At 64.8% G+C, this 15,970-nt stretch carries 16 protein-coding genes; 4 read left to right on the top strand and 12 right to left on the bottom strand.

What is annotated here, in order from left to right; all coding sequences use genetic code 11:
• The first annotated feature begins 17 nt into the window (after window positions 1–17).
• Both BMX92_RS20530 and pyrF read left to right on the top strand, forming a co-directional pair.
• Window positions 18–383, top strand: a complete 366-nt coding sequence (locus BMX92_RS20530) for a LapA family protein (protein WP_093019999.1) — start codon at window positions 18–20, stop codon at window positions 381–383.
• Complete coding sequence (pyrF, locus tag BMX92_RS20525; protein ID WP_093019997.1) at window positions 380–1,054, top strand: orotidine-5'-phosphate decarboxylase; 675 nt, start codon at window positions 380–382, stop codon at window positions 1,052–1,054. The genes BMX92_RS20530 and pyrF overlap by 4 nt, the downstream gene beginning before the upstream one ends.
• A gap of 186 nt (window positions 1,055–1,240) precedes the next feature.
• Here pyrF and BMX92_RS20520 read toward each other — a convergent pair whose 3' ends face one another.
• The 7 genes from BMX92_RS20520 to BMX92_RS20490 all read right to left on the bottom strand — a co-directional run bounded on the left by BMX92_RS20520 (window position 1,241) and on the right by BMX92_RS20490 (window position 11,246).
• Entirely contained in the window at window positions 1,241–1,660 is a 420-nt protein-coding gene (locus tag BMX92_RS20520; RefSeq protein ID WP_093019995.1) for an acyl-CoA thioesterase, read from the bottom strand.
• Window positions 1,661–1,866: 206 nt separating this feature from the next.
• The gene (locus BMX92_RS20515) at window positions 1,867–2,520 is read right to left on the bottom strand and encodes an outer membrane protein (protein WP_093019993.1); all 654 of its coding nucleotides are present in this window, start codon (window positions 2,518–2,520) and stop codon (window positions 1,867–1,869) included.
• 180 nt (window positions 2,521–2,700) lie between these two features.
• Complete coding sequence (locus BMX92_RS20510) at window positions 2,701–4,095, bottom strand: L-serine ammonia-lyase (protein ID WP_093019991.1); 1,395 nt, start codon at window positions 4,093–4,095, stop codon at window positions 2,701–2,703.
• A gap of 1 nt (window position 4,096) precedes the next feature.
• Window positions 4,097–8,293: a translocation/assembly module TamB domain-containing protein gene (locus BMX92_RS20505; RefSeq protein WP_093019989.1), complete on the bottom strand. Its 4,197-nt coding sequence runs from the start codon at window positions 8,291–8,293 to the stop codon at window positions 4,097–4,099.
• Window positions 8,293–10,380, bottom strand: coding sequence for an autotransporter assembly complex protein TamA (locus BMX92_RS20500; protein WP_093019987.1), 2,088 nt, complete (start codon window positions 10,378–10,380; stop codon window positions 8,293–8,295). The genes BMX92_RS20505 and BMX92_RS20500 overlap by 1 nt, the downstream gene beginning before the upstream one ends.
• Window positions 10,381–10,456: 76 nt before the next feature.
• On the bottom strand, window positions 10,457–10,936 hold the full coding sequence (locus BMX92_RS20495; protein ID WP_093019985.1) for a DUF1465 family protein: 480 nt from the start codon (window positions 10,934–10,936) through the stop codon (window positions 10,457–10,459).
• Between the two features lie 130 nt (window positions 10,937–11,066).
• Window positions 11,067–11,246, bottom strand: a complete 180-nt coding sequence (locus BMX92_RS20490) for a YdcH family protein (protein ID WP_093020041.1) — start codon at window positions 11,244–11,246, stop codon at window positions 11,067–11,069.
• Between the two features lie 189 nt (window positions 11,247–11,435).
• Here BMX92_RS20490 and BMX92_RS20485 point away from each other — a divergent pair, with 189 nt between their 5' ends.
• Window positions 11,436–11,594 carry a YdcH family protein gene (locus BMX92_RS20485; protein ID WP_083952561.1) on the top strand — a complete coding sequence of 53 codons (159 nt, stop codon included), beginning with the start codon at window positions 11,436–11,438 and terminating at the stop codon, window positions 11,592–11,594.
• Between the two features lie 155 nt (window positions 11,595–11,749).
• Here the strand turns inward: BMX92_RS20485 and BMX92_RS20480 are convergent, their stop codons facing one another.
• The 5 genes from BMX92_RS20480 to BMX92_RS20460 all read right to left on the bottom strand — a co-directional run bounded on the left by BMX92_RS20480 (window position 11,750) and on the right by BMX92_RS20460 (window position 14,592).
• On the bottom strand, window positions 11,750–12,121 hold the full coding sequence (locus tag BMX92_RS20480) for a PilZ domain-containing protein (protein WP_093019983.1): 372 nt from the start codon (window positions 12,119–12,121) through the stop codon (window positions 11,750–11,752).
• 67 nt (window positions 12,122–12,188) lie between these two features.
• Window positions 12,189–12,653: an RNA polymerase-binding protein DksA gene (dksA, locus tag BMX92_RS20475; RefSeq protein ID WP_093019981.1), complete on the bottom strand. Its 465-nt coding sequence runs from the start codon at window positions 12,651–12,653 to the stop codon at window positions 12,189–12,191.
• 635 nt (window positions 12,654–13,288) lie between these two features.
• Window positions 13,289–13,753: a hypothetical protein gene (locus tag BMX92_RS20470; protein ID WP_256213530.1), complete on the bottom strand. Its 465-nt coding sequence runs from the start codon at window positions 13,751–13,753 to the stop codon at window positions 13,289–13,291.
• Window positions 13,754–13,759: 6 nt separating this feature from the next.
• The gene (locus BMX92_RS27465; RefSeq protein WP_256213529.1) at window positions 13,760–14,038 is read right to left on the bottom strand and encodes a hypothetical protein; all 279 of its coding nucleotides are present in this window, start codon (window positions 14,036–14,038) and stop codon (window positions 13,760–13,762) included.
• 116 nt (window positions 14,039–14,154) lie between these two features.
• Window positions 14,155–14,592 carry a host attachment family protein gene (locus tag BMX92_RS20460; protein WP_093020037.1) on the bottom strand — a complete coding sequence of 146 codons (438 nt, stop codon included), beginning with the start codon at window positions 14,590–14,592 and terminating at the stop codon, window positions 14,155–14,157.
• A gap of 94 nt (window positions 14,593–14,686) precedes the next feature.
• Here BMX92_RS20460 and serS point away from each other — a divergent pair, with 94 nt between their 5' ends.
• Window positions 14,687–15,964, top strand: coding sequence for a serine--tRNA ligase (gene serS / locus BMX92_RS20455; RefSeq protein WP_093019977.1), 1,278 nt, complete (start codon window positions 14,687–14,689; stop codon window positions 15,962–15,964).
• The last annotated feature ends 6 nt before the right edge of the window (window positions 15,965–15,970 follow it).

The raw sequence follows: 15,970 nt of genomic DNA, 5'->3' as shown, positions 1-15,970 counted from the left end.
CAAGGGGTTTCAAGCCTATGCAATTTTTGCGGACAGCCTTCTGGGTCGTCATCGCCGTGGGGCTCGCCTTCTTCTGCATGGCGAATTATGTTCCCGTGACCGTGCGCCTGTGGGGCGACATGGTGATGGACACCAAATTGCCCGTCCTGCTGATCGGCGCGTTCCTGCTGGGCGCCCTGCCCTTCTGGATCATGGCGCGGGCCACCCGCTGGCGCCTGAAGCGTCGGCTGGACAGCAGCGAACGGGCGCTCGCCGCCGCGACCGCCGCGGCGGCTTCCCCCCCGCCAGCGCCGACACCGGCTGCTCTGGCGCCCGAACAGCCCGCCGTTGCGGCGATTACGGACTCCCCTACCGCCAATCCCAGCCTTACAGGACCAGCATGAGCAGCCCCATCTATGTCGCCATCGACACGCCCGACCTGAGCAAGGCGCAGACGCTTGCCGGGCAGGTGAAGCATCATGTCGGTGGGCTGAAACTGGGCCTCGAATTTTTCTGCGCCAACGGCCATCATGGCGTGCATGAGATGATGAAGTTCGGCCTGCCGATCTTCCTCGACCTGAAACTGCACGACATTCCCAATACGGTGGCCAAGGCGGTGCAGGCCCTGCACCTGCTGGAGCCGGCTGTGCTGACCGTCCACGCCGCCGGCGGCCGCGCCATGCTGGAGGATGCGAAGGCTGCTGCGGGCGTGAATACGAAGGTCGTCGCCGTCACCGTGCTGACCAGCCTGGACGATGGCGACCTGCTGGACATCGGCGTGGGCGGCAAGGCGGAGGATCAGGTGCGACGTCTCGCCGATCTGGCGCAGAGCGCGGGGCTGGACGGCATCGTCTGTTCGGGCGCGGAAGTGGCGATCGCCAAGGCGGCCTGGAATGACGGCTATTTCGTGGTGCCCGGTGTGCGCCCGACGGGCGGCGCCATGGGCGACCAGAAGCGCGCCGTAACCCCGCGCGAGGCGCTGGACCGGGGCGCATCAATGCTGGTGATCGGCCGCCCGATCAGCCAGGCGGAAAATCCCGACATGGCCGCACGGGAAATTGAGGCGACGCTGTAGGGGGATTGGTCAAATTCCCTCTCCCGCTGGGAGAGGGAGGGAGCCGTGCGAAGCACGGCGGAAGGGTGAGGGTAAAGCATCACCCTCACCTTCCCACTCGGCTGCGCCGAGCGGGCCCCTTCCTCTCCCGATGGGAGAGGAAATTATGCTCGCTTTCCACCGTTCAAACCATAAGCCGCCCGTCGATCAGGCGCGCTCTTCGCCCTCATCTCCGGGGAAGAAATGCTGGATCACTTCCCGCGTCAGCCGCGCCGGCCTAAGGCTGCTGGCATCGACGCAGCACCAGCTGGACTTGACCTCCGCCAGCACTTCCTCGCCCCGGCGGATCACCGTTTCGTAGAAGGCGCGGGCGCCCTGCACCTTTTCCAGCAGGACGGTGGCGATCACTTCGTCGTCGAGGAAAGTGGGCTTGCGATAGGTGATTTCATGCTTGAGCGCGACCCACAGATGCTGGGCGACCGCTTCGGCCGGGGCCAGTGCGCGCCAATGGTCCAGCACGGCATTCTGCACCCATTTGAGGTAGCTGGCATTGTTGACATGACCCATGAAGTCGATGTCTTCGGGGTCGATGCCGACCGGATACAGATGGGGAATCGCGTTACTCACAAGGATGTAAATAGCATCCCCGCAGGCGGGCAGATAGGGGGCATCGGCGTGACGACGGAAAAAGGGGCCGATCGCATGACCGGCCCCTTCCCCCTCGACCTGCTTTGCGCCTTCAGTCTGCTCCGTTCCCCGTCAAACCGGCGCGCGAGAGCGTTCTCGACAGGCCCGAACCGAACGGGGGCAGTGCGGACTAAAGGAGCGAAACCTTAGAAACGCCAGCCGATGCTGCCGACGACCTGATGGCGGTCGGTGTCGATGCCGAATTCGCTGCTGGTCGAACCGTCGGCGAAGTTGATGTGGGCATCCTCATATTTGGAATAGCGATATTCCACCTTGGCGAAGGTGTTGGCGTTGATCGCCCGTTCCACGCCCGCACCGATGCGCCAGCCGTCCAGCTTGAAAGCGGTGTCGGTCGTCTCGTCGGTGTCGCCGGCCAGCACGTCCAGCTTGGTGTTGGTATAGCCGCCCTTCACATAGACCAGCGTCTGCGGGTTGGCGAGGATACCGGCGCGCGCACCGATATAGAGGTCGCGGCCCTGCTTCACGCGGCCGAAGCCGAACTGATCGGAAAAGTCGCGGCGGCTGCTCTTGGCGGTGGAGTCGGTATATTCGCCTTCCACGCCGACAACCGCGCTGCCGAGGTTGACGTCATAGCCAGCGCCGACACCATAGAGCAGGCCATCGATATTCTGATCGTCCCGGCCATTGTCATTATCGACATCGCTGCCGGCGCCGGTGCGGTCATAGCCCAGGATCGCTTCGACGCGCGGACCGGTGAAGGTCGGGCCGACATCCTGCGCCAGCGCGGGGGTGGCGACGGTTGCGCCGGCCAGAAGGGTTGCGACCATCAACTTACGCATAACAGATACTCCGTTCGTCATTCTCTCCCCTTTCGACGGGGTGAGGCGATGAAGCCGGAGCGGCCGCCTTTGTTTCATGAACGCCAGATAAACGTTTGATTATGTGATATTAATGACACGAAATCGGCTCTGTTCGTCTGGCAGATGTGGCGCGGAAGCGATGAAGCGAAGGAACCCGCTTCAGCATTCCACCACATTGACGGCAAGGCCGCCGAGCGAGGTTTCCTTGTAGCGGCTGGCCATATCCTCCCCTGTCTGGCGCATGGTTTCGATTACCGCGTCCAGGCTAACGATATGGCGGCCGTCGCCCTGAAGCGCGAGATAGGCGGCGTTGATCGCCTTGACGGCGCCCATCGTGTTGCGTTCGATGCAGGGGATCTGGACCAGCCCACCGATGGGGTCGCAGGTGAGGCCAAGATTATGTTCCATGCCGATTTCGGCGGCATTTTCGATCTGCTGGTTGGTGCCGCCCAGCACCGCCGCGAGCCCGGCTGCCGCCATGGAGCAGGCGACGCCCACTTCCCCCTGACAGCCCATTTCGGCGGCGGAGATGGAGGCGCGCTTCTTGTAGAGGAAGCCGATCGCTGCGGCGGTGAGCAGGAAGCGGCGCTCGCCATCGCGATCGGCGCCGGGGACGAAGCGGCGATAATAATGGAGGACCGCCGGGATCACACCCGCCGCGCCATTGGTGGGTGCAGTGACGACCCGGCCACCCGCAGCATTTTCCTCATTCACCGCCAGCGCAAACAGGCTGACCCATTCGAAAATCTGGGCCGGTCCCAGCGCATCCTGTTGCAGGCGCAGGCGCTGATGAATGGCGCGGGCGCGTCGGCGGACCTTGAGGCCACCGGGCAGGAGGCCTTCCTGTTCCAGCCCGCGATCGATCGAGGCAGACATGGCGTCGATCACGCTGTCGAGAAAGCCGTCGGTTTCCGCCTGTACGCGCCAGGCGCCTTCGTTGCGCAGGACCAGAGTCGCGATCGACAGGCCGCTGGCTTCCCCCTGCGCCAGCATTTCGACGCCGGAGGAGAAGGGATAGGGCTGCACCACATTGTGGCCGAGCGGGGCATCGTCGCTGACCGGCACGACACCGGGCAGCACCGCTCCGCCGCCGATCGAATAATAGTCGCGCACCAGCGGTTCCGCCCGGTCCGGCAGCCAGGCGGTAAAGCGCATGCCGTTGCTGTGCGCCTCCAGAAATTCGCCCATGCGGAACAGCAGGTCGCGATCCTCCTCGAACGCGACCCAATGGTCCAGGGCGCTGCCGGCGCGGATGCGGCGATCACTGCGAATCGCGGTGAGAATATCGGCGATGGCATCGGGATCGACGCTTTCCGGACGATAGCCCGACAGGCCGAGCAGGATGGCGCTGTCGGTGGCATGGCCCCGGCCGGTCAGGGCCAGCGATCCAAACAATTCGCACTGGACCCGGTCGGGATGAGACGGCAGCGTGTCCATGAACATCAGCGCCGCGCGCATCGGCCCGACGGTGTGCGAGCTGGACGGGCCGATGCCGATGGTGAACAGGTCCATCACGCTGATCGCTGTGGTGGCGTCGATACGGCTTTTGGTCACATCAATAATCCTTGGACACCCGCACGTTGGCGCTCTGGCGCCCCAATGTGGAGATCGCCCCTAGCAGCGACAGCCAGCGAGTCACCTGATATTCCATCCGGGTCGCACTATAGCCCTGTCCGTCGGTGATCAGTTCCACATAGGTTTTGCGGGTCAGATATTTGCCCGCCGCGATCGATGTCCCCTGCCCCTGGGTCGGATCGGCGGCGATGATGCGCAGCCGGTCCAGCCCGGCCGCCTTGCGCACCGCATTGATCGGGTCCAGCCCGCCATTGCCCTGAAGCGAACCCACCGCCGATGCCAGCTGCAACGCTTCGGGTGCGGACAGGCTGGTGATCGAGGTGCCGAACAGGATGCGCGAGAGCAGTTCGTCCTGCGGCAAGGCGGGCGTGCTGCTGAAGGTGATGTCGGGCTTGAGGCCGGTGCCGCCGACATGGATGGTGGCGCTCAGATCGCTGACGTCCGCCTCCGCATCGATATCCAGCGTGGGGTTGATCGGGCTGCGGCCGTCAAACTGGATCTTGCCTTCGCGCAGGTCGAAGCGGCGGCCGGCAAAGTCATAGGTGCCCTTGAGGAGATCGGCCGTGCCCGCCAGCGCGGGATTGGTCACCGAACCGCCAATGTCCAGATTGGCGCGCCATTCGCTTTCTATGCCCAGCCCGGTGACGGCCAGACGGTTGCGCGCCCGTGCCTTGATGGCGAGGGTCCAGGGGGTAACGGCGCGTGCGCGTTCGATTTCGTCACCGGCGCGGTTGACCTCTATCACGCGCAGTTCCGGGATTTCCGCGACGGCGGCGGCGCGGCCCATGGTGAAGCGGCTCTTGTTGAGCGTCAGGTCGCCGCCGATTGTGCCGCCCACGCCATCGGAGCGGATGGTGATCGGGCCGGTGACGGTCGCGGCGATATCGTCCCGTTCCAGCAGCGCGGCATTATCCGCCTGAAGCGCCAGGTTCATGCCGACGCCCGCGATACCGTTGAAGGTGAAGCGGCCGGTGCCGTTCACCGTGCCGCCATTTTGCGCGTTGGCGGCAAAGCTGGAGATGACGAGTTGCGCGCCGGAGAAGCGACCGCGCGCCTTGACGCCGTTCAGCCGCATGCCCGTAACCGGGCTGTTGATCGTCGCATTATCGGTGGTGAAGGTGCCGGTGATCGCCGGTTCGCCCAGCGTGCCGCGCATGTCGGCCGATACGGCGACTGGGCCGCCAATGTCGACAATCTCCACGCCCACCAGGCGCCACAGCGTGTCAGCGGTGCCATTATAGCGCAACTGGGCGAAGAAGGGCGCTTTGTTCAGCCGGTCGACCAGATTGCCGTCGCTGCCCAGCGGGTTGAGCAAGGCCTGCGCCTGTCCGATCGTCTTGCCATCGGACACGAAGACCATGCGCGTCGCCAGCCGATCCGGCGACAGGATCGCGTTGACGCCGACATCGACCGGGCGGGAGCTGAGCGACAGGCCGGATCGGGACAGGCCACGGATGCGCAGTTCCGCCTTGCCGGTGGGCAGGCCACCGCGCGGCTGCACATAGCTGAGCGATCCGGTCGCCATGCCGCCCAGCCCCAGATTGTCATAGGCGATGTCGAGCAAAGACAAAGGCAGTTTCTGCATCCGTGCCTCGACATGGGTCGACGCGGCACCCAGTTCACCGGCCAGTTGCAGCGACCCGCCGGCATAGCTGATCGTCGCGGGCGACAGGCGCCAGCCATCCTCCGTTCGTGTCAGCAGGGCCGCCCGGTCGAGCCGGATGGCGCGCTTGTCGATGGTGCCGCCGGCCGACAGGCGGATGCTGTCCGGCTCCACCTGTGCTTCACCCTGAAGATCGAAGATGCGGCCCCGCTGCCCTGCCAGGCTGCCGCGTATCTTGCCCTTGCCATCGACCAGTTCGGCATTGGCGGCAAAGCGGCCGAGCAGCACGCCGCCCACGCGCAGGCCCCGCGCCTGCGCCGTGGCGGTGACGGTCGTGCCGTCGGGATCGAGCAGGATCGTGCCGTTGAGGGTGCCACGCCGCACCGCGATGACGGTCGGCCCTTCGAAGCTGGCGTCACTGGCGTTGAGTTGAAGCTGGACCTGCTGGACATCATTGATCGGCTTGAAACCGATATAGCCCGTGACCGGGCCGTTGACCGCCAGTTGCCCGTCCAGTCCGCCATTGATCGGCCGGATATCCCCGCTGGCGGTGACACCCGACACGGCGAGATTGGCGACGCGCACCACCGCCTGCCCACCGGGCGGCAACAGGATCACACCCCGGCCGGCGAAAGGCCCAAGCGTCGATCCGCCATTGGCGACATAGCTATAGCCACTGGCATCGGGGATCAGATGCGCCTTCACATCGCGCAGGCCCAGCGCATCCATCGGCCGTTGCAGCAGCAGGTCGATGGTGGGGTGCTCGATCATGCCATCAAGCGTGAGTTGCAGCGGGCCATAGCGCTGATGCCGTCCGCTCGCTTCCAGATGCAGCGTCTGGTCGGGATGGCGCAGCCCGCGACCGGTCAGGGTGAGGAGCGGCGACTCCAGCGTCAAATTGGTCAGCGCCAGTTCGCCGCCCTTGAGCAGGTCCAGCCCGCCGCGCACCGTCGGCAGACCACCGCCCAGCGAGCGCAGAAATTCATTGTCCAGCCGCCGCACCCGCGCCAGCGCAGTGCCGGTCAGGCCGAATGCGCCATCGGCGCGCGGTGCGGCACGCAGGCGGGAGGTCAGGTCGACGATGCCAAGGCCGCGAATGAACAGATTAGTGAGTTGCCCGTCCAGGCCGATGTCATAGCGGCCGGTCTTGAGATCGGCAGTCGCCACCAGCTTGCCGCGCAGCTTGTCCGACCGGAAGGGCATGGGATTGCTGACGATCTGCTGCCCCTTGAGTTGCAGCACGCCATCAATCTGGAAATTGCGCACTATACCTTCGATCAGGTCGCCCTGCCCGTCCAGACGGCGTGCGCGCAGCTTGACCGGGATCAGCGCAGGCCCCTTGCCAGCGCGGCCTTTGCCTTCGGCGCGGACGTCATGGATGACGGTCTTTTCGAAGGCGATCTGTTTGGCGGTGAGCAGATATTCATAGCCCAGCGCGGCGAACGGGCCGTCCAGCCGGACCTTTGCGCTGATATCGCTGCCACGCATCGTCTTGAGCAGCGCCTGCGGGCGGGCGAGCTTGAGCGTCAGCAGCATATTGTCGAGCGCATTGTTGCGCAGGTCGATCGCGCCGTCCGCCCCCAGATCGAAGGCGGTGGATTGCAGCATGACATGGCCGTCGATCACCCGATCGACCATCGTACCATTAGCGCGGACCATCAGGCGCGGATCGGCCATGCGGCGGAGCAGGCCGTTGCCCGATATCGCCGCGCCCTCGATCGAACCCCGCGCGGAATAGGCGCCACTGCGCGCGGCCAGCGTGAAATCGGCGGCGGGGACGGCGTCCAGCGTGGCGAAAAGGCGCCCATCCCAGCGGCTCCAGCTACCCTTGCCACCGATGCGCAGATTGGCCGCCTGCTTCAGCCCCGCCATCGCCGCCAGCACGCCGCCTTTGGGGGCATTGACCGTAACGTCGAGCGAGAAGCGATCCTTGTCCGGGCGGCTGTCCAGCGCGATCGTCAGCGCGTCGCCGCCGTCCAGCGTCCGGGCCGTCAGATCGATGATCGCCCGGCCGCCGCGCACATCGGCATCGCCCGCCATGGTCGCGACCTGCGCCCGGCCAGCGATGGCTGGGGCGACATCGAGCCGACCGACGGAAAATTGCATCAGGCGAATGTCAAAGCCCGGCAGGATCGGCCCCTGCCGCTGGGTCGGGTTGAGCTTGGGCAATTTGCGCAGGGTCGCGCGCGGGATCACCAGACGGTCTATGTCCAGCCGGTTCGATACCCAGGCGAAGGGCCACCAGTCCAGTTCCACGCGCGGCGCGTCCAGAAACACGCCCTTGGGATCGGACAGCGCCAGATTGTGCAGGACCAGCTTGCGATAGATGCTGCCATCGATCCGGTCGACGCGCATGCGCAGGCCGGACACGGGCTTGATGGTGGCGATGCGCGAGGCAAGGAAACGATGGCCGGGCGTAGTATCGAGCCAGACGAGCGCGCCGACGACGATCAGGAGCAGACTGGCGATGACGCCCAGCAGCCAGCGCTGCCAGCGCCCGTCCCATGCCCGGCGGGGGCGTGGCGCGGGTGGCGGTGGCGGCACGGGCGGAGCCGGGATCGCGTCTTCCGCCATCAGAAGGCCTGCCCCAGCGAGACATAGACGGCGACCTTCGGATCGCCCGACTGGGGATTGATCGGCGTGCCGACATCGACACGGATCGGCCCGAAGCTGCTATAATAGCGCACGCCCATACCCGCGCCGACGCGCAGGTCGCGGAAGCGCGGCAGGAAACTGGTCGAGATATTGCCGGCATCGACAAAGGGCACGACGCCGAAATTGCCAAAGCGGACGCGGGTTTCGAGCGAGAATTCGGCCAGGCTCTTGCCGCCGACCGGATCGTCATCCTCGCCGTAGCGCGGGCCGATCGCCTGATAGCCATAGCCGCGCACCGACGCGCCACCGCCGGCATAGAAGCGGCGGGACGGTGCGATCTGCTCAACGCTCGACCCCAGGATCGTGCCGAAGCGGGTGCGGGCAGCCACGACCACCCGATCACTCACCGGCTGATAGACGCTGGCGTCGACCTGCACGCGGGCATAGCCGAAAGTCTTGTCCTGGAAGGAAAGTTCGGGGCTGACGCGAGCGCCCAGACGGAAGCCCTTGCTGGGATTGAGCAGATCGTCGCTGCCGTCATAGGTCAGGCTGACCGGCACCGCCCCGATCAGGAAGGTGCGGCGTGCGCCGCCGCTGAAGGCATCGGCTTCGTCCGACGCGATCAGTTCCCCGCCGAAGCGCCAGACCCATTTCTTCTGGAACAGGATATTGCTCTGCCGCTCGATCGAGCCGGACAGGGTGATGGTGCGCGCATCATAGGCGTCCCGCTTGATATTGCTGATCGACACCAGACCGGTCAGCACATTGTCGCGCCGTTTGAAATTGTTGCGGCGATAGGTGAAGGAGCCGGTCTGTTCCTGCGTACCCAGCACACCGCGCACCGTCGCCGCGCCTTCGGGCGGGAAGAGATTGCGATGCTGCCAGCTGACTTCGGCGCGATAGCCTTCGCCCGTGCCATAGCCCAGTTCGCCCGCGATGGTGCGCAGCGGCGCGGGGCGCAGGCCGACGTCCAGATCGACATGCTCGCCATCGCCCGCATCCCTGGGCGTCAGGCTGACCGAAGAGACGAGGCCGGTGGCGACGATCGCCCGGCGCAAATCCTCGACATCGGAGGCCATATAGGGATCGCCCGGATCGAAACGGGCGATTTCCTGCACATGATGCGCATCGAACAGCGTGTCGTCCGCCATCTTGATCGCGCCGAAGCGGCGGAAACCGCCAGGCGTGACGATGACGTCCAGATCGCCCTTGCGCTCTTCATGGTCGATCCGCACTTCGGGCTCGTCCACCTTGGCGAAGGGGAAGCCGCTTTCGGCGAGCTTGGTCGCCAGCGCATCGCGCCCGGCCAATATCTTGTCGGCATCGACCGGATCACCGGTTTTGGGCGGGAAGGCGGCGCGTAGATCGGCCTCGCGGTCGGCTGTTTCGGCCAAGCCGCTTACGTCCACGGAATCGAGCAGATACTGGGTGCCGGGCACGATGTCGAAAGTGACGGACAGGCGGTCGCTGCCCGGTGGAGGCGCGGCGACGGCGCTGCGAATGCGGGCGGCATAAAAGCCCTTGGCGCGCAGCAGCCGGTCGAGCAGTTCGCCATCTTCCTTCATGCGCCGGTTGATCTGGGCGAGGTTGGCGGACTTGCCCTGCCCCTGCCGCAGGACCGACAATTCATCGAAGCGCAGGGTGAATTGCGCATCGGCGATAGCGTCTATCCCGGTCAACTGAACCGTGTAGCGGCGTTCTTCCCCGGCATCGGTGAAACCGACATTGTCTTCGGGCGGCGCAACCTCCGTTTCGGCGGCGGGCTGAGCATCGGCGGGCTGAGCCGGATCGACATTCGGCGTCGGCGTGGCGGGCGCCTGTGCCTGCGCATCGGCGGGGTCGTCGGGCAAGGGCGTGACGGTATCGGGCTGCCCCATGTCCGGCCAGTCGACGCCGATATCGGGCATCGCTTCCAGCGACTGAGTTGGATCGGGCGCGGCTTCCGCCGACGCAGGCTGCTGCGCCCGCGCGACGCAAGGGGCAGTCAACAGCAACGGCGCAAGGAGAAGCCGAGCGGTGTGCGGGCAGCCTGAAACGCGGCGTCTGATCCGCAAACCATCGGTCATGCCGCTGGTCTAGCCCAACTTTGTGCGCCAAAGCCAGCCCGGAAGCGTCCAGCCGGCGTCAATTGTCCGCCAAATGTCAGAAAGCGCCGCTCAGCCGGTCCCACAAGGCACGCGCCGGACCGGCGCTGCCCTGTTCCCCCTGCCCCGTCATCAGGTCCATCCGGTCCTGAAGCCGGGCGACGCGGTCGTACAGCTCCTGGCTCGCCTCGATCAAGGCGCGGGCGGTGAAGGGGAAGCTGCCCGCCAGTTCGGCATCGGTCTGGGTTGCGCGGCCGAGCCGATATTTCTCGTCGACCAGATCCGCGTCGCCAATCTCGCCGCGCTGCCAGGCCCGCTGGCTGAGCAGCCAGGCGATGATGTGCATCAGTCGCGTCGTCACCTTGAGCGATTCGCAGGCGAAAGCGACACGGCGCAATGGGTCATTGCCGCCATCATCCAGAGACGCACTGCCATCGAAATAAGTGCGCGCCTCATCCGCCATCACCATGGCTTCCAGATAGAGGCCGTCGACCAGACGGCGATGAAGGCCAGGATCAAGAAAGGCTGCATTCCGCATCCCGCGTTGCTGCCATATTTTTACAAATTTGTCAGGCCTGTTGGCTGGCTCGAAATGGCCGCCGGGGCACGCAATGTCCCATTTGGGATCGGTTAGCGAACCATTAACCGGAAATTGCAAGGAAAGCCGCTCAGGCGATGATGTCCGGAACCAGCGAATCCTCCAGCGAGGCGATCTCGTCCCGCAGACGCAGCTTGCGCTTCTTGAACCGCGCAATCTGCATCTGGTCGCCGCCGCCCGCTTCCGCAAGGGCCGCGATCGCGCTGTCGAGGTCGCGATGCTCCACCCGCAGCAACTCCAGACGGCGCATAATGTCTTCCCGGCTCACCGCGCCCATTGCCTCCCTGACCTGCGCTCGAACCGCCCTGATAGCCGGGCAGGATCGTGCGGGCCATCGCAAATTTGCAGGCGGTCCATCGCAAAGCGCGAATCACCGCAAGACAAGCCATGCGAATCATGATCTACTTTGTCGTCCATCACCCCTCGTAAGGAGAATGTCATGGAAAACAGCCACGTTTCAGCTCTTTCAGCAAAGCATGCCGGCCTTGAGGCCCGAATCAAGGCGGAGTCGAGTCGGCCCATGCCCGACGCCATCCTGGTAGCATCGCTCAAAAAGCAGAAACTGCGGTTGAAAGAGGAGATGGCAGCGCAACACTGACATCCGTGTTGCGTGCTGGGAGGAGGTCAGGATCCGGCGGCGGAGACCGCCGATCCGACCCTTCCGGTCGCTGGTGCTCTGGCATAGCTACGGCGCAACAAGCCCCGAAGACCAATGGTCGCGGGGCTTTTATTTTTCCTGAAAAGGAAGGGCGTTCAGCGGCGCGGCGCCTGCATCTGATGCGTGCGCAGATAATCCGGCACGCCCTGCTGCCCCTTGCCGCTGACCGGCTTGCGCGCAAGCTGGGGATCGATGGCTTCGTCGAAGGCCATACCGATCTTGTCGTCGCGCGACCAAGCGATGATGCCCGACACCTTCCCTACGCCGCGCAAATCGCACATGACGCTGGCGCCGACGGCAATGGCCCGCTCACAATCGGCCATCAGACCGGTGGCCGAAAGGTTGCGGATACGCGCCTTGCCGAGTTCCGCGCCTTCGGGCGTACAAAGCGTCGTCAGCAGAAACAGGCTGTCGCGCGGCGCGGCACGTGCCGGCCCCCGATCAGAAATATCCCGTTCTTCGTCCATGAACTGACCCGCGATTAAATGATATCCGAATGATCGTCATCCTAATCGCGGGGTGGTGGACAAAGCGTTAATCGTCGCGGGAGATCTTTTCCTGCCGCTCGTGCCGCTCCTGCGCCTCGACCGTCATGGTCGCGATCGGCCGCGCTTCCAGCCGACCCAGCGAAATGGGTTCGCCGGTAACTTCGCAATAGCCATATTCGCCGTCATCGATACGGCGCAACGCGGAGTCGATCTTCGAGATCAGTTTGCGCTGGCGATCGCGGGTGCGCAGTTCGATCGACCAGTCGGTTTCGCTCGACGCGCGATCGTTCAGGTCGGGTTCGCGCAGCGGTTCATTTTGCAGCACCGCCAGCGTGCCTTCCGCCTCGGCGAGGATCTGCTTCTTCCAGTCCCACAGGCGCTGGCGGAAATATTCCAGCTGCAAGGGATTCATGAACTCTTCGTCAGGCGACGGCCGATAGTCGGCGGGAAGCGTTACAGTCGATTTGGGCGGCTTTTCGCCGTCTTTATCGGAATTCAGCACCGATGCCATCTGGCTCTCCGACTCGAAAGGCCCCAGCGCTTATAGTGTCCGGGCGCCCATGACTTGATTGTGCGGGCCTCATAGCCATCGGGGCAGACCGACACAAGCGGGCAATCTGCGCCTCCCCGCCAAGAACTGCGTGTTTTTGCAGCAAGATCGGCCTTCGAGGCCGGGTCCGGCAAATCACCGGTGGTCGAAAAGCCAAACAAGGTTAATTTATCCTGTCGGCCGCCTGCGTACCAATGTGGGACGTTAACCATATTCCTTCAAGCAAAGGAAGGATTTCCCTAGACTTGAAAGGCGGAATCAGGGTTAACAGACTTGCGATTAACCGTTTGTTTTGCGTTATTACGTACGGGAAGTTCCTCAACCGCATCCGGCCACAAATCGGCGGCGGCCCAGGGGTAAACAAGAATAAGAGTGGATCCTATGTCGGTACGGATGGCATTGGCAAAATTATGTGCCTGCACTTGCGGCGGGGCGATCATTGGCGGCGGGGCCGTCCATGTGGCCGAGAACACGCGTCCGGCGGTGGTCCACAGCTATAAGAGCATGAAGGCGGCGCCCAAGAAGCGCTATGCCGTGCGCACCGTGAAGCGCAAGGTCGTGAAGACGGTCCAGACGGTGAAGACCGTCACACCGGCTCAGGTCGTGACCGTCACCAGCCAGCCAGCCCCCATCCCCCTGCCCCCGGCCGAAATGCCGGTGATGTCGGGCGGTGGCGGATCGGTGCCCGTCGTGATGGGCGGTGGCGGCGGCTTTGGCGGCGGTGGCTTCATCGGTGGCTTCTTCGGCGGCGGTGGCGGCGGGAGCGGCGGTTCGGTCGTGATCTCCTCGACCAGCAGCTCGACCGGCGGCATCAGCAGCTCGACCAGCTCGACCACGGGTGGCGTTTCCACATCGACCGGTGGCGTATCGACCTCCACTGGCGGCGTTTCTACGTCGACGGGTGGTGTTTCCACCTCCACCGGCGGCGTTTCGACTTCGTCGGGGGTCAGCTCCAGCTCGTCTTCCTCCTCCAGTTCCAGTTCGTCCTCTTCTTCCTCCTCCAGCTCGTCTTCGAGCAGCTCGGGCGGATCGAGCGGCGGCAAGCCGCACAAGCCCGACAAGCCGGATCATTCCAGCTCGGGTTCCAGCGGGTCGAGCGGATCAAGCAGCAGCAGTTCCTCGTCCAGCGGCAGTTCCTCCTCGTCGGGCGGTTCGTCCAGCTTCGGCAGCACGGGCAGCAGCACCGGATCGAGCGGCAGTTCCTCCTCGTCGAGCAGCAGCTCGTCGAGCAGTTCCTCTTCCAGCAGCTCGAGCGGGGGCTCGAGCAGCACCGGTGGCACCGATGTTCCGGCGCCGCCCATGGTGCTTCTGTTCGGTGCGGCAGCGGTCGCGCTGATCGCGCGCAAGCGCTTCGCCGATCGCAAGGCGCAGGCGGCGGCCTGACGGCAGACACAGCGGACAGAAAAAAGAGGGCGGTCCGATATTCGGGCCGCCCTCTTTTTTGGGCTTTGGGTCGCGCAGCTTAGCTGGCGGCGATCAGCTTTTCGATTTCGGGTACGGGATGGTTGGTCAGATCCTTGGCAATCTCTCCCACCAGCCGGTCGCGCACTTCCTTGTGCAGATGCTTGCGCATTTCGCCGAGCGCCGTCGGCGGCGCGACGATGATCAGCTTTTTATAATCCTGCGCGAAGGCGCGCTGCTTGAGCAGCTCGGCGGCCTGCGCAGCAAAGCGCTGCTCCTCCAGTTCGTGAAAGTTATTTTCGCCCATCGTGCCGGATGCAGTGCCGGTGGAGGAGGACTGGCCCACCCGGTCGGATGCCTGTTCCAGATGAGAGGGATTATCCTGCACCCTGACCGCTTCCGCCTCCAGTTGCGGGAAGGCGGAATCGCCCTTGTTCCGAAAGAAGAGCAGCTTGCGCCCGTCCGCCACCAATATCATCGCGTCATGATCGATCTGCATCGCCGTCTCCTTTTGCATTATCCGTGATGTCAGACCAACGGACGGCAGCGCACAGGGTTGCGCGGCCCGTCGCACAGCGGCATAGGGCTGACCCATGCACGACATCCGCTTCCTCCGCGAAAATCCCGCCGCTTTCGACGCCGCCCTCGCCCGGCGCGGCCTGTCGCCGCTGTCCGCCGAGATATTGGCGATCGACGAGAAGAGCCGCGCCATCAAGACCCAGTTGCAGCAGGGCCAGGCCCGCCGCAACGAGGCGAGCAAGCTGATCGGTCAGGCGATGGCGGCCAGGGATATGGAAAAGGCCGAGGCGCTGAAGGCCGAGGTCGCCGCGCTGAAGGAGAACATGCCGGCGCTGGAAGCGGACGATCGCGAGACGGGCGAGGCGCTGACCGCCCTGCTGGCCGCCATCCCCAACCTGCCGGCCGACGATGTGCCGGCAGGCGCGGACGAGACGGACAATGTGGAACTGAGCCGCTGGGGCACGGTGCGCAGCTTCGATTTCGCGCCGCGGGACCATGCCGATTTCGGCCCGGCGCTGGGACTGGACTTCGAGGGCGGCGCACGGCTGTCGGGCGCACGCTTCACGGCATTGCGCGGACAGATGGCGCGGCTGCACCGGGCGCTGGCGCAGTTCATGCTGGACACGCAGACGGCGACCAACGGCTATGAAGAGACGATCGTTCCGCTGCTGGTGAAGGATGAGGCGCTGTTCGGCACGGGGCAGTTGCCGAAATTTGCCGAAGACCTGTTCAAGACCACGGATGGCCGCTGGCTGATCCCGACGGCGGAGGTCAGCCTGACCAATCTGGTGAACGACCAGATCGTGCCGACCGACAGCCTGCCGCTGCGGCTGACCGCGCTGACACCCTGTTTCCGGTCGGAGGCTGGCTCTGCCGGGCGGGACACGCGCGGCTTCATTCGTCAGCATCAGTTCGAGAAGGTCGAACTGGTCGCCATCTGTGCGCCCGAAGACTCGGCGGCGGAACATGAGCGGATGGTCGGGGCGGCCGAGGGCATCTTGCAGGCGCTGAACCTGCCCTATCGCAAGATGTTGCTGTGCACGGGCGACATGGGCTTTGGCGCGCGCAAGACCTATGATCTGGAAGTCTGGCTGCCGAGCCAGAACACCTATCGCGAGATCAGCTCCGTCTCCAACTGCGGCGATTTCCAGGCGCGGCGGATGAACGCCCGGTTCAAGCCGAAAGAATCGAAGCAGACCGTCTTCCTGCACACGCTGAACGGGTCGGGGCTGGCGGTAGGACGCACGCTGGTCGCGGTGCTGGAGAATTACCAGCAGGCCGACGGCAGCGTGATCGTGCCGGACGCGCTGGTCCCTTATATGGGCGGGATCACCCGGCTGGACCCGAAATAAGAGCGA

This window comes from Sphingobium sp. YR768 (assembly GCF_900111125.1).
Lineage (GTDB): Bacteria > Pseudomonadota > Alphaproteobacteria > Sphingomonadales > Sphingomonadaceae > Sphingobium.
This window is presented reverse-complemented; position numbering and strand designations above follow the sequence as displayed.

Excerpts from the sequence above, each read along its gene's own strand:
- BMX92_RS20500 (WP_093019987.1), bottom strand. The coding sequence starts at position 10,380 with ATGACCGATGGTTTGCGGATCAGACGCCGCGTTTCAGGCTGCCCGCAC.
- BMX92_RS20495 (WP_093019985.1), bottom strand. The coding sequence starts at position 10,936 with ATGCGGAATGCAGCCTTTCTTGATCCTGGCCTTCATCGCCGTCTGGTC.
- dksA (WP_093019981.1), bottom strand. The coding sequence starts at position 12,653 with ATGGCATCGGTGCTGAATTCCGATAAAGACGGCGAAAAGCCGCCCAAA.
- pyrF (WP_093019997.1), top strand. The coding sequence starts at position 380 with ATGAGCAGCCCCATCTATGTCGCCATCGACACGCCCGACCTGAGCAAG.
- BMX92_RS20530 (WP_093019999.1), top strand. The coding sequence starts at position 18 with ATGCAATTTTTGCGGACAGCCTTCTGGGTCGTCATCGCCGTGGGGCTC.
- BMX92_RS20460 (WP_093020037.1), bottom strand. The coding sequence starts at position 14,592 with ATGCAGATCGATCATGACGCGATGATATTGGTGGCGGACGGGCGCAAG.
- BMX92_RS20515 (WP_093019993.1), bottom strand. The coding sequence starts at position 2,520 with ATGCGTAAGTTGATGGTCGCAACCCTTCTGGCCGGCGCAACCGTCGCC.
- BMX92_RS20485 (WP_083952561.1), top strand. The coding sequence starts at position 11,436 with ATGGAAAACAGCCACGTTTCAGCTCTTTCAGCAAAGCATGCCGGCCTT.
- serS (WP_093019977.1), top strand. The coding sequence starts at position 14,687 with ATGCACGACATCCGCTTCCTCCGCGAAAATCCCGCCGCTTTCGACGCC.
- BMX92_RS20490 (WP_093020041.1), bottom strand. The coding sequence starts at position 11,246 with ATGCGCCGTCTGGAGTTGCTGCGGGTGGAGCATCGCGACCTCGACAGC.
- BMX92_RS20480 (WP_093019983.1), bottom strand. The coding sequence starts at position 12,121 with ATGGACGAAGAACGGGATATTTCTGATCGGGGGCCGGCACGTGCCGCG.
- BMX92_RS20505 (WP_093019989.1), bottom strand. The coding sequence starts at position 8,293 with ATGGCGGAAGACGCGATCCCGGCTCCGCCCGTGCCGCCACCGCCACCC.